This is a genomic window from Mycobacterium leprae TN (assembly GCF_000195855.1).
Taxonomy (GTDB): Bacteria; Actinomycetota; Actinomycetes; order Mycobacteriales; family Mycobacteriaceae; genus Mycobacterium; species Mycobacterium leprae.
The window spans coordinates 2,264,974-2,279,055 of the sequence record NC_002677.1; the positions used below are offsets into that span (position 1 = coordinate 2,264,974).

7 protein-coding genes and 1 pseudogene are annotated in these 14,082 nt (G+C 58.9%); all 8 read right to left on the reverse strand.

What is annotated here, in order from left to right; all coding sequences use genetic code 11:
• Positions 1-42 precede the first annotated feature (42 nt).
• Positions 43-285 (reverse strand): hypothetical protein, encoded by a 243-nt coding sequence (locus ML_RS09615; protein WP_119607991.1) that lies wholly within the window; start codon positions 283-285, stop codon positions 43-45.
• 327 nt (positions 286-612) lie between these two features.
• Positions 613-1,583 (reverse strand): annotated as a pseudogene (locus tag ML_RS09620) (crotonase/enoyl-CoA hydratase family protein).
• Positions 1,584-1,913: 330 nt separating this feature from the next.
• Complete coding sequence (locus ML_RS16360; protein WP_041323041.1) at positions 1,914-2,138, reverse strand: hypothetical protein; 225 nt, start codon at positions 2,136-2,138, stop codon at positions 1,914-1,916.
• 1,075 nt (positions 2,139-3,213) lie between these two features.
• Positions 3,214-3,972 carry a deoxyribonuclease IV gene (locus tag ML_RS09630; protein ID WP_010908592.1) on the reverse strand — a complete coding sequence of 253 codons (759 nt, stop codon included), beginning with the start codon at positions 3,970-3,972 and terminating at the stop codon, positions 3,214-3,216.
• A 324-nt stretch (positions 3,973-4,296) separates the two neighbouring features.
• The gene (locus tag ML_RS09635) at positions 4,297-8,247 is read right to left on the reverse strand and encodes a DNA-directed RNA polymerase subunit beta' (protein ID WP_010908593.1); all 3,951 of its coding nucleotides are present in this window, start codon (positions 8,245-8,247) and stop codon (positions 4,297-4,299) included.
• 48 nt (positions 8,248-8,295) lie between these two features.
• Positions 8,296-11,814 carry a DNA-directed RNA polymerase subunit beta gene (gene rpoB, locus ML_RS09640; RefSeq protein ID WP_111481144.1) on the reverse strand — a complete coding sequence of 1,173 codons (3,519 nt, stop codon included), beginning with the start codon at positions 11,812-11,814 and terminating at the stop codon, positions 8,296-8,298.
• Positions 11,815-12,286: 472 nt separating this feature from the next.
• Positions 12,287-13,297 carry an ABC transporter ATP-binding protein gene (locus ML_RS09645; RefSeq protein WP_041323047.1) on the reverse strand — a complete coding sequence of 337 codons (1,011 nt, stop codon included), beginning with the start codon at positions 13,295-13,297 and terminating at the stop codon, positions 12,287-12,289.
• Positions 13,298-13,564: 267 nt separating this feature from the next.
• Entirely contained in the window at positions 13,565-13,786 is a 222-nt protein-coding gene (locus tag ML_RS19320) for a hypothetical protein (RefSeq protein WP_049769827.1), read from the reverse strand.
• Positions 13,787-14,082: the final 296 nt, after the last annotated feature.

Below are 14,082 nucleotides of genomic sequence, written 5' to 3' on the forward strand. Positions count from 1 at the left end.
AGCAACACGGCCGCTTTCTCGTGCAGCATCGGATATATGTCGTTACCGAACGTAGTAACCTGGAGTCGCAGCCTCCAGGAGGCCGACATCCCGCAGCATATCAGGGCCGACAAACCGACCGGGAACGTCAGGAGCTGCTGCCATCTCGTATAGCAGCCGGTAACAGTACATGTGGTATAAAATCCCCCAGCGCGCCGGCCAGCTCATCATCCCGATGCACTCGATAGTCCACCCTCGGACCGCAACCTTGGGATCCAAGTCCAGGTCGAGGTTATCGGTCCACATCCACACCTTTTTAACGCAATTCACTGAAACGCTTTAGTTGCACAGGGCAGTTCGCAGTGCGGCCCGACTGCCGGCATCGGCGACAACGCTGGTGACGATCAACAGGACCCAATATCTAGATCACGACCGTACCGATGGGCACATCGCGTCGTCTGGGCTACACTGGCGTGCCAGCAACCGATTGGAGAGCCGATAACCGTCAGCCGGCCGTGGTCATCCACCAGGCAGAGCCGCTCATCGGAACCGGCGGTAAACCTGATCAATTTAATCAATCCTCTAGCAGTCGCCGATGCAGGATCGGTAACTGAGCACCACCGAGCGGACAGTCTATTCGTCATGGGTACACCTACGAAGCTGGCGGCCATAGTCGCCAAACGGCTTGTCGCGGTATCGCACGGCGTCCCGAAAACCATGCTCAACCGCGCCAACGACGAAAGAATGACCCTCAGGCGTGGTGGCCGCAACTCCATAGAAAATGGTACTGACCATTCCTGCTGGTGGCCAAACGCTTGTTACAGCAGAGCGAAATTGAGTGCGAGCTTGATCACGATCAGCTGGCTGATAGGCATCGCAGCAATGACGGGCCATTAGCCATTGGGTACGCTCATCAAAGTCTTGTGAATCCGGCACTTCGATATCCAGAGTATCATTCGACAGCTTGCATGCCGGTTGATGTAATCACCAGTGAATAGAAGAAGTTTGACACGCTGATCACTTAGACGATGCGCCCACAGAATCGCAGAGGGTACCCCATACACACCCGTGTAGACGTATAGCCAATTGCGGCATCAGCGGCGGTACTCACCCTGGTCGGCGTGTAGCGCGATGTCTTCGAGCTACACAGCTACGCAGTAACCGTGGATCTTGACCGCAGTCGACTTGTCGGCATGCAGCAAGCTGGAAACCCCGCACATGCACAGGTGCATCATCTGATCATCTGGTAGTCGAGCAGCAGGCCCCACGGCTGGTTCGCGAAGTGGTTGATGGCCTGTGTCTTGCCGTCCAGCGCAGTGCTTTTGTGTGCGCTACCACCGCCTGTCGACGACTGTCCCTCGGCGTAGGCAAACAGGTTCAAAACCCACACAAACGCCCCCGCCACAGCGGGATATCAGAATGACATGTATGTTCGGGTCCACACCGACACCCTCAACCGAGGCGGACAACTCCAGCAGCGGCTCAGCGATGATCGCGTTGTCCTTCGCCGGACGATTGTAGGTAATCCGCACAACCCAGTCGGCGACCTCGTAGATCATAGTTATCAAGTTGTCAACGTGTACTGTCCTGACTGCGTGAGTCATAGTGTGACTCAGATTTTTACCAAGGCACGTTCTAGGATATACACAAAATCCAATCCGGTCGGCAGGGTATCTAACACCATCCCACTGACCGTCGAGCCCGGGTGGCCAGGAACGCCTCGGAGATGGCAGAACGCCGGTAGCGCACCAGCAACACCCCCCTACAATGCCAGGCAGATGTCCTCTACAACCTTGCGAGCGCAGGTACTGGATAGTTTAAGTTGTAGCCACAACCCTTCTACATAGACGTCCAGCCGGGGATCTCCTGACCCGAGGATCCAGCCAAGTCAAACCGAATAGCACCTCGACGCATTCGCGTCTAGGTGGGGCTACCTATGGTACGCAAGGGTATCTAGTGCGCTGACCGTTTCCTGAACCCTCCCAAATACCCATCAGGTAGCGCCTCTGTCTATTTTCCACGCACCGCATTGTCGGGGAAGCACTGGACCCCATCCGCATCACGACTATCGTGGAGTCCCCAACCTCAACGACCAGGGCCTCCAGCACGTTGCACATCAGCTGCTGGTTGATCAGATAGGCACCGAATGCCTTTAGCATGCCGCATGGTTCGAGTCACACCGGTACGCATGTGGTGGCACTGCCCAGGGTGGGGTCCAACCCAGATGCGGTTGACCATCTCGATGGTATATCGTCAAGTCCCCCACGTCCCTTTTCACTTACTAACCAGGCAGTGACACCGTCGTATTCAAACTCACTCGAGGCAGTGGCATGGTTATTGAGCTGGTCCTTGAATCGCTGCAAAAGAACATCCTGGTTGCAGGTGCCATCGGGGAGCACCCGCCGACAACATGAAGTACGACAGTCCGGCCGTTGGCAGGGGAATGCCAAAAAGATGTCGAACATTGATACCAAGATGAACCACTAGTGGCCCGTGAAGCTGCATTTACCGTCGGCGTTTGGGGTCCCGCCTGGGTTCATGCCATCGCGGACATCGGAGCCCCCTGGGTATCAGTCATAAACATGTCCACGGTAATAACACACGCTTCGTGGTGGCCAGTTTTAGTTCTGGGTCGTACTCGCTACTGGTCAGCAACAACTCATAGACCGCCACCAACTCGGGAGGTATACCGCAGCGTCAAGATAGTAGCGTAGATCATCGCAATCAGGCACATATGCCCTGGCTCGATGGTCCATACCGAGGCCATGATGACAAGCACCACATACGCCCTGGCTACTCGTCGGACCACGGCGCAGCTTACATGCTGTGGGAGATCGCCGTGCGCATCGTCTCGTAGTGGGCTGGGTCGTATTGCAACTCATCGACGCAGTCACCCACATCGGTCGTAAGTGTGCAGGACAGGGCTGGTTGCGGTCGGTGAGCTCGCCCCAACGCTGGGCTCATGGTGGGCGTAAATCGCTCCCAACTTCGTTTATCTTCTCAGGCCACACAGACCGCCCTCGCGATTAGGACCTCGACAAGCGCCGGGAAGATCGCCGGGTTGTAGTGGGCCAGCAGCGTAACCTGATTGGTGGACGACATGTGTGTCTGACATGTCCACCTAATACATTAGATTTCTCCGACAATCGCATAATACACGTCACACTAACGCGGAGGCATTGGGGAAGGGGACCATGAACGCCCTCGAGTAGACGGAGCGATCCCGCTGCTGCGTCAGCCGCTGGTCTTTTCGCGCAAGAACGCAATGTCGTCTTTGCGACCTTCCTCGGCGGTTTCGCAGATCACCGGCGCACCCGCTACCTTGACTGCTGCTACCAGCAACTCGGCATCGATTTGACCACTACCCAAGTTGGCGTGACGGTCACGACCAGAACCCGCTTCGTCCTTGGAATCATTGCAGTGCACCAGGTCGATCCGACCAGTGATGGCCTTGATGCGATCCACAACATGAATCAGCCCCTCGCCAGCCGCCCAAGCATGACAGGTGTCCAGGCAAAAACCGATACCGGTTTCACCAATAACATCCCAGAGTCGGGCGATGGTATCAAAGCGGCGAGCCATCGCGTGATCGCCGCCGGCCGTGTTTTCGAGGTAGACCGGAACGTCAGTTTGCAGTTGGTCGAGTGCTTTACGCCAGCGTTGGAAACCATCCTCGAGGTCATTGTCATCGGCGACGTACCCACCATGCACGACCACGGCAGCAGCGCCGATGTCGGCGGCTGCGTCACAAGTTTGCTGCAGGATCTTGCGTGATGGGATCCGCACGCGGCTGTTAGCCGACGCGACGTTGATCAAGTAGGGCGCATGAACGTACACCGGCAAAGCCGTAGCCTTCAGAACATCGGCATCGCTACGCAGTGTGGGCGCCTTCCAGCTCTGCGGGTTACCGAGGAAAATCTGCACTACGTCAGCGCCTTCAACCTCCGCTGCGGCGAGCGGATCGGTGGAGCTGACATGCGAACCGATGAGCACACCGCCCAGTTTAGCGAAAGATGCCTACGCCCAGCGCTACCGTCACAATGTGGCCATGGGTGTCTAACTCTTTGGGGGCACAACAAGCACCAGCGCCCACGCCGGTGCTGGGAAGCAAGCCACCCGCTGATCCTTGGAAGTCATGCGAGTTCACCCGTCTACATCAGGCAGATAACCGATAGACGACTTTCGAATTCGGACATAACCGGCACAGACAGATGCGCCAATCAAGTGATGGCTCCTTGGCTGGTGTTAATGTCGCGGACGTATTGATGCAGCACACGGAAGAGACTCCGGTCACTAACCGGAGTTTTTCGTTGCCGACTAACGGTAGTCGCTGTAGCCGTAGTCGTCCAGTGGAACGGCAGCACCGGTGGCCTGGCCGAAGTCCGGACTGTAGTACTGATCCTCGTAGGATGGAATCGTGTACGCCGAGGCGCGGGCCTCCTCGGTGGGCTGCACCTGGATGTTGCGGTACCGGTTAATACCGGTACCGGCCGGGATCAACTTTCCGATGATCACGTTCTCCTTAAGACCGTTGAGCTTATCGCTGCGGCAGTTGATCGCCGCATCGGTCAACACCCGCGTCGTCTCCTGGAACGACGCCGCAGACAACCACGAGTCGGTGGCCAACGACGCCTTGGTGATACCCATCAGCACCGGACGGCCGGCAGCGGGCTCGCCACTCTCGGCCACCACCCGACGATTCTCCGACTCGAACTCCGCACGGTCGATCAACGAGCCGGGCAGGAATTCCGTCGAACCCGAGTCGATGATGGTGACCCGGCGCAGCATCTGGCGAACGATCACCTCGATGTGCTTGTCGTGGATCGACACACCCTGCGCACGGTACACCTCTTGAACCTCGCGCACCAGATGGATCTGCACCTCGCGAGGGCCTTGCACGCGCAGCACCTCGTGCGGGTCAGCGGAACCTTCCATCAACTGCTGACCCACCTCGACGTAGTCACCGTCGGAAAGCACTCGCTCGGAACCGTCTGCGTGCTTGAACACCCGCAGCCGTTGGCGCTTGGAAAGCTTATCGTAGACGACTTCTTCTCCACCGTCGTCGGGAACAATAGTGATCTTGTAGAAGCGTTCACCGTCCTCGAGACGGACTCGCCCAGTAACGTCGGCAATCGGCGCCTTGCCACGCGGCACCCGGGCCTCGAACAGCTCCTGAACCCGAGGCAAACCACCGGTGATGTCCTCACCGACACCGCCTTGGTGGAAGGTACGCATGGTCAGCTGCGTGCCGGGCTCACCGATGGACTGGGCCGCGACAATACCGACGGCCTCACCGATGTCGACCAGCTTGCCGGTAGCCATCGAACGCCCGTAGCATGTAGCGCATACACCGGTGCCGGTGGTACAGGTCAGCACTGAGCGCACCTTGACCTGCGTGATGCCCGCCGCCAGCAAGGCATCGATCTCCGGGTCACCCAGGTCCTCACCACGCGCGACGATCACGTTGCCAGCTTCGTCGACCGCGTTGGCGCCCAAAGTCCTTGCGTATGCCGACGTTTCGATGTACAGCTCGCGGATCAGGCTGCCATCGGGCACACGCACGGCCAGCTCAACGACAATGCCGCGCTCAGTCTGGCAGTCGTGTTCGCGGACGATGACGTCTTGCGACACGTCCACCAGACGACGGGTCAGGTACCCCGAGTCGGCGGTACGCAACGCGGTGTCAGCCAAGCCCTTTCGAGCACCATGGGTGTTGATGAAGTACTCCAACACAGTCAGACCCTCGCGGAACGATGACTTGACCGGGCGCGGAATGAACTCACCCTTAGGGTTGGTCACCAAACCCTTCATGCCGGCCAGCGCCCGGGTTTGGGTGAAGTTACCCGTGGCACCGGAATCAACGATTGTGATGATCGGGTTGTCGACCGGGTAGTGGTCCCGCAGCGCCTGACCGACCTCGTCGGTGGCTTCTTTCCAGATCTCCACCAGCGCCTCATTGCGTTCGTCGTGGTTCAAAGCGCCACGTTGGAACTGCTTTTCGACTTTGTCGGCACGCTCCTCGTAGTGGTCGAGGATCTCCTTCTTACGCGGCGGAACCAACACGTCAGCCATCGAGACCGTAACGCCGCTGCGGGTCGCCCAGTAGAAACCGGCGTCCTTGAGCTTGTCGACAGTCTGCGCGACGACTATCATCGGGTAGCGCTCGGCTAAGTCGTTGATGATAGCGGCCTGCACTTTCTTATGCATCTGCTTGTTAACAAACGGATAGCCCAGCGGCAGTAGTTCGTTGAACATCACCCGACCCAGCGTGGTATCGGCTATCCACGGATCTCCTGGACGCCAACCATTGGCGCCGAACCATCTAGCCTCGATGTCGGCCGGCGGACGCACCTGAGTTAACTGGACTTTGATCTTAGCCCGCACCGAAAGCACCCCGCGGTCGGCCGCCATAATCGCTTCGGCCGGAGAAGAGTACACACCCGACTCTGGACGATCCTCGGCTGCCGGCCGGTAGGCGCCAGTGTCGCCGTCGACCGCGGTGGTAAGGTAATATAGTCCAGTCACCATGTCCAGTCGCGGCATAGCCAGTGGGCGGCCGGAGGCGGGTGACAAGATGTTGTTACTCGACAGCATCAGAATGCGGGCCTCGGCCTGCGCTTCGGCACTCAGAGGCAGATGCACCGCCATCTGATCACCGTCGAAGTCGGCGTTGAACGCCTCACACACCAACGGATGCAGCTGAATAGCCTTGCCTTCCACAAGCATCGGCTCGAAAGCTTGGATACCCAGTCGGTGCAGGGTGGGCGCACGGTTCAGCAGCACCGGATGCTCCGCGATGACCTCTTCGAGCACATCCCACACCTGAGGCCGCTGCCGCTCCACCATTCGCTTGGCGCTCTTGATGTTTTGCGCGTGATTGAGATCAACCAACCGCTTCATCACGAACGGCTTGAACAGCTCCAGCGCCATCAGCTTGGGCAATCCACACTGGTGCAACTTGAGCTGCGGGCCGACCACGATGACGCTACGGCCCGAGTAATCAACACGCTTACCAAGCAGGTTCTGCCGAAACCGGCCTTGCTTGCCCTTGAGCAGATCAGACAGCGACTTCAGTGGACGGTTGCCCGGCCCCGTAACAGGTCTTCCCCGGCGTCCATTGTCGAACAGCGCGTCCACAGACTCCTGCAGCATCCGCTTCTCGTTGTTGACAATGATATCGGGCGCACCCAGATCGATTAACCTTTTCAGCCGGTTGTTACGGTTGATCACCCGGCGGTACAGGTCGTTCAAGTCGGACGTGGCAAACCGGCCACCGTCGAGCTGCACCATCGGGCGCAGTTCCGGCGGTATGACCGGGACAGCGTCGAGCACCATGCCCATTGGCGAGTTGCCTGACTGTTGGAAGGCAGCGACTACCTTCAGTCGCTTTAGCGCCCGAAGCTTCTTTTGCCCCTTACCGTTTCGAATCACTTCACGCAGCGACTCAGCCTCGGCCTCGATGTCAAAGTCCTGCATCAACTTCTGAATAGACTCCGCACCCATGGCGCCAGTGAAGTATTCGCCATAACGGTCGACCAATTCACGATAGAGATTTTCGTCAACGATCAGCTGCTTGGGAGCCAGCTTGGTAAAGGTGCTCCAGATATCTTCTAAACGATCCAGCTCACGCTGCGCACGCTCACGGAGCTGGCGCATCTCGCGCTCACCGCCATCCCGGAACTTACGCCTGGCGTCTGCCTTGGCACCCTCAGCCTCCAGCGCAGCCAAGTCGGCCTCTAATTTCTGAGCACGAGCTTCCAGGTCGGCATCGCGCTGATCCTCAACAGACTTGCGCTCCACCATCATTTCAGCCTCGAGCGTCGACAGCTCGTTGTGCCGCATCTCCTCATCGACCGTGGTGATCACGTACGCGGCGAAGTAGATAATCTTCTCAAGGTCCTTCGGGGCCAGGTCGAGCAGATAGCCCAGGCGCGACGGTACACCTTTGAAGTACCAGATGTGCGTGACAGGTGCGGCCAGCTCGATATGGCCCATCCGCTCACGACGCACCTTGGCGCGAGTCACCTCGACGCCACAACGCTCACAGATGATACCCTTGAAACGCACCCGCTTGTATTTGCCGCAGTAGCACTCCCAGTCGCGAGTAGGTCCGAAGATCTTCTCACAGAACAGGCCATCCTTCTCAGGTTTGAGCGTACGATAGTTGATGGTCTCTGGCTTCTTAACCTCGCCGTAAGACCATTGACGAATGTCCTCCGCGGTAGCCAGGCCAATGCGGAGTTCATCGAAGAAGTTGACGTCTAGCACGTAACTCCCTTTCCCCTTGCGGGTTTAGTGACGATAATGCCAAGTTCGCTAAGCCAGATCTTCTATGGACGCCGATTCGTTGCGGGACAAGTTGATACCGAGGTTGGCCGCAGCCCGCTCGAGGTCCTCATCCTCACCTTCGCGCAACTCGATCGCCGCACCGTCGGACGACAGCACCTCGACGTTGAGACACAGCGACTGTAACTCCTTGAGCAGCACCTTGAACGACTCGGGGATGCCCGGCTCGGGGATGTTCTCACCCTTAACGATAGCCTCGTAAACCTTGACCCGACCGACGGTGTCGTCGGACTTGATGGTCAACAGCTCCTGCAGCGTGTAGGCCGCACCGTAGGCCTGCATGGCCCAGCACTCCATCTCACCGAATCGCTGGCCACCGAACTGTGCCTTACCACCCAACGGCTGCTGGGTAATCATCGAGTACGGGCCGGTGGAGCGGGCGTGGATCTTGTCGTCCACCAAGTGGTGCAGCTTCATGATGTACATGTAGCCAACCGTCACCGGATAAGGGAACGGCTCACCGCTGCGCCCATCGAAGAGCACCGCCTTGCCGTCGCCGCCCACCATCACATCGCCGTCGCGGTTGGGCAACGTGGAGGACAACAGGCCCTGTAGTTCCTCTTCCTTGGCGCCGTCGAACACCGGGGTCGACACGATCTGGTTGGGCGCAGCGTGCAACAACTCCTCAGGCAAGTTGACCGCCCAATCCGGTATACCGCCGGCCACGTCGATCTTCCAGCCGGACTTGGCTACCCACCCAAGGTGGGTTTCCAAGATCTGACCGACGTTCATCCGCCGCGGCACCCCGTGAGTGTTGAGGATGATGTCCACCGGGGTGCCGTCTGGCAGAAACGGCATATCCTCGGCAGGCAGGATCTTGCCGATCACGCCCTTGTTGCCGTGCCGCCCAGCCAGCTTGTCACCGTCAGAGATCTTGCGCTTCTGGGCTACGTAGACACGGACCAGCTCGTTGACGCCGGCGGGCAGCTCGTCGTCATCCTCATGGGAGAACACCCGAATGCCGATCACCTTGCCGGATTCGCCGTGTGGCACCTTCAGCGACGTGTCACGGACCTCGCGGGCCTTTTCGCCGAAGATCGCCCGCAGCAACCGCTCTTCCGGTGTCAGCTCAGTTTCCCCCTTCGGGGTGACCTTGCCAACCAGGATATCACCGTCACGAACCTCCGCGCCAATCCGCACGATGCCCCGCTCGTCCAAGTCGGCTAGCACCTCATCGGAGACGTTGGGAATGTCCCGGGTGATCTCCTCAGCACCCAGCTTGGTGTCACGGGCGTCGATCTCATGCTCCTCAATGTGAATCGAAGTAAGCACGTCCTCTTCGACCAGTCGGTTAGACAGGATGATCGCATCCTCGTAGTTGTGACCCTCCCACGGCATGATCGCCACCAGCAAGTTCTTGCCCAACGCCATCTCGCCGTTCTCAGTGCACGGACCGTCAGCAATCACTTGGCCGGCCTCGACCCGATCCCCCGCATCCACGATCGGGGACTGGTTGGCGCAGGTGCCGTGGTTGGAGCGCGCGAACTTACGCATCCGATAAGTCCGCCGGGTGCCGTCATCGGCCATCACGGTGATGTAGTCGGCGGAAACCTCCTCGATCACCCCGGACTTCTCCGCAACGACGACGTGGCCAGCGTCGATGGCCGCGCGCAACTCCATACCGGTACCCACCAACGGTGCTTCGCTGCGCACCAACGGAACCGCTTGGCGCTGCATGTTAGCGCCCATCAGGGCACGGTTGGCGTCGTCGTGCTCAAGGAACGGAATCATCGCTGTGGCCACCGACACCATCTGGCGTGGCGAGACATCCATGTAATCCACCTCGGACGAGGCCACGTACTCCACCTCGCCCGCCTTGCGGCGCACCAACACGCGCGGCTCGAGGAAGCGGCCGGCCTCGTCGATCGGCGAGTTGGCCTGCGCCACGACATGGCGGTCTTCCTCGTCAGCGGTCAAGTATTCGATCTCGTCGCTGACCACACCGTCAACCACTTTGCGGTACGGTGTTTCGATGAACCCGAAGGGGTTGACCCGCGCGTACACCGACAATGAACCGATCAGACCTATGTTCGGGCCCTCCGGAGTCTCGATCGGGCACATCCGGCCGTAGTGCGAAGGGTGCACGTCACGGACCTCTAGCCCGGCACGCTCACGCGACAAACCACCCGGGCCCAGCGCCGACAGCCGGCGCTTGTGGGTCAGGCCCGACAGAGGGTTGTTCTGATCCATGAACTGCGACAGCTGGCTGGTGCCGAAGAATTCCTTGATAGCGGCGACCACCGGACGGATATTGATCAGCGTCTGCGGCGTGATCGCCTCGACGTCCTGGGTGGTCATCCGCTCCCGGACCACCCGCTCCATCCGCGACATACCGACCCGGATCTGGTTCTGGATCAATTCGCCGACCGTGCGCAGCCGGCGGTTGCCGAAGTGGTCGATATCGTCAGTTTCCACTGGCACTTCTACCCCACCTGGGACAGTCATTGTCGACTGACCCTCATGCAGACGAACCAGGTACTCTATGGTGGCGACGACATCCTCTTCGGTCAGCGTGGACGACGTGATCAACTCACCGGCGTGCAACCCGAGCTTCTTGTTGACCTTGTAACGACCAACCCTGGCCAGGTCGTAGCGTTTCTCCTTGAAGAACAGGTTCTCCAACAGCGTCTGCGCGGACTCCTTAGTCGGCGGCTCACCTGGGCGCAACTTACGATAGATGTCTAGCAGCGCCTCGTCGGTGCCAACTGTGTTGTCCTTCTCCAGCGTCGAGCGCATGATCTCGGAGAAACCGAAACGCTCGGTGATCTGCTCACTGGTCCAACCTAGCGCTTTGAGAAGCACCGTGACGGGTTGCCGGCGCTTCCGGTCAATGCGGACACCGACGGTGTCGCGTTTATCGACATCGAATTCCAACCAGGCACCGCGGCTGGGAATCACCTTGACACTATGCAGCGTCTTTTCTGTGGACTTGTCGATCGTCTCGTCGAAGTATACTCCAGGGGAGCGCACCAGCTGGCTAACGACGACACGCTCGGTCCCGTTGATGATGAAGGTTCCCTTCTCAGTCATCATAGGGAAGTCGCCCATAAACACCGTCTGGCTCTTGATCTCCCCGGTGTTGTTGTTGATGAACTCGGCCGTGACGAACAGCGGGGCCGCGTACGTCATGTCCTTGTCTTTGCACTCTTCGACGGGCGCCTTGACTTCGTCAAAACGGGGATCGGAGAAAGACAATGACATTGAGCCGGAGAAATCCTCGATCGGCGACAGCTCGTAGAGCACCTCTTCGAGACCACCCACCGGCTTGAGATCGCCGCGGCTTGCGGCCGCTGCACGCCAGCACGGCGATCCGATCAACCACTCAAATGAATCAGTCTGCACATCAAGTAGCCCCGGAACCTCAAGCGGTTCGCGGAGCTTGGCAAATGAAATTCGGTTGGGCGCGCCGGGCACGGAGTTGTTGGGCGAACTTTGGGGGCGACTCTGGCTAGGACTAACGTCTGTCTTGCTCTGGCCGAAATCTGGCAAGATGCATCCTTCCAGCACCTCGTGCGGCTCAACAGTGAACTCCAGAAAACTGGTGTACGCCGGTTCGCCGCGATAGTCATGTTAGTTAGGCCGGCGAACAACCCGGCCCAGATCTCACGCGCGCAACCGAATAGCTGAGCCACCTAGAGGGCTCGCGCTAAGACCACGGTATCAAAACGGCGGGTGAGGTGGGCAGGAAGTAGCCAGCGCAAGACCCAACAATAACGCAGGACGGCGCATTTCTCAACTACCCAATAACAACCGACCCCACGAGGTATAGGCGCTGGCTAGTATCTCGACTTTCCTCGTGTACAGATAACTATTCAACAGACTGACCCGTTTAGTCTCTGCCGTCAAGGGGGCAGCGCAGGCAAGTTACGCCAAGTGGCGATAAATGGCCAGAGCGCATCTTATGGACCCAGTAAACGCGGTTTGCCTGGATGCCCATCGGGGGATGGCCAGACTAGCGCACTTAGTCGCCGAATTCGTGCGCTTGGTAATTGTGGGCGCCCTCGAGATCATCGAGGATCGCCGCCTGGGCACCCTTGGGCAGTGTAGGCAACATCGCCCGCACCCGGGCCTGGCGGCGTGCGACCGCTTTGCGCTTCGGCATCCCCGGTGTCACGGTGATCTGCGGCGGCACACCCTCGACTTCCTCGGCGCCACCCGCGTAGTGACCTGCTTCGAGCAAAGCTGCCTCTTCAGCCATGGTGGACTCGTCCTTCTCCTCGGACATCCCAATCGGGCCGATACGACGGCCGTTGAGGAATTGCCGTACAACCGGCTCGTCGCTGGTTAGCAGCACCTCACGGGGTCCGAACATTACCAGATGCTTGCGGAACAACATGCCCATGTTGTCGGGCACAGTGCGGGCGATGTTGACGTTGTGCGTCACGATTAGGATGGTCGCATCAATCTGGGCATTGATGTCCATGATCAGCTGACTCAGGTAAGCGGTACGGACCGGGTCCAGACCCGAGTCGGGCTCGTCGCACAGAATGATCTGCGGGTCAAGAACCAAGGCTCGCGCTAGACCGGCACGCTTGCGCATACCGCCGGAGATCTCGCCGGGGAACTTCTTCTCGTCCCCACCAAGGCCGACCAGCTGCAGCTTCTCCATGACGATGTCACGGATCTCGCTTTCCTTTTTCTTGGTGTGCTCACGCAATGGGAACGCAGTGTTGTCGTAGAGGTTCATCGAGCCGAACAGCGCGCCGTCCTGGAATAGCACGCCGAACAGTGTGCGGATCTCGTAGAGTTCCTTGGCTGAACATTCGATGATGTCCGTACCATCAATTAGGATCGAGCCACGTTCCGGCCGCAACAGACCGATGAGGGACTTCAAGAACACTGATTTGCCGGTACCCGACGGCCCGAGTAACACACTGACCTCTCCTGCGGGAATGTCAAGCGTGACGTCTTCCCAAATCCTCGAAGATCCAAAAGACTTGGTTAGTCCCTTAACTTCGATCGCAACGCCCATGGGCATCCTTCCGTCGCCACCAATCGCTGCCACCTGCCCTTATTGTGTGGTGTGAGTCACTGTAGCGCACTATTAAGACAGGACATCACTGTTGCACAGCGCCACGAAAAGCCGGTGCAGCCAAACCTACCCGACAACGCGGGGAAGATCGCAGCAGCGCCGCGTCAGACACTTGGCGCCCAGTTGCCGTGACAGCCCATTGGTATTCGCTGGGGCAGATACACCGTGGCCACCGTCTCGATGGTCGATACATCTAGCCAACAGCAATTAGCCCTCGTTACGGCCACGGTGATACCCCAAGCCCATCAGGACACTGTCGTCTTCGGCGACAGCACCCGAATTGATCAAAAAGGACATCTTGCCGAAGAGCAAGTTGGGGGTCGAGCACGCGACGTCGCTGGATCCGCTCGCGTAGTCATGCTTACAGAAGGACGTCGACATATTGTCTTCCGTGACAAACCCGCCGTCGACGTCGACGATGTAGCCCACATCGGTGCCGATAGCCCGTGCAGTTCTAGTTGATCAGGTGAAACTCCTGCGACGATCGTCGCGGTATTCGGTGCCGACCTCACCGGTTGTCAGATTGATCCTCCAACGGTCCAGGATGGGCGAGCTCGCTCCGATCGCGGTCAAACATCCGTTGAGTGGTGCACCATGTCAAGCACCAGCACCTCCACTCCTATCCGGATTTTAGAGTAGGGGTTGAGCAGATAATATACCGTTGAACAGATAACATTAGGTAGCAGTGATCGATATTGAGCCACTGGACTGGGGGCTTTACCGGC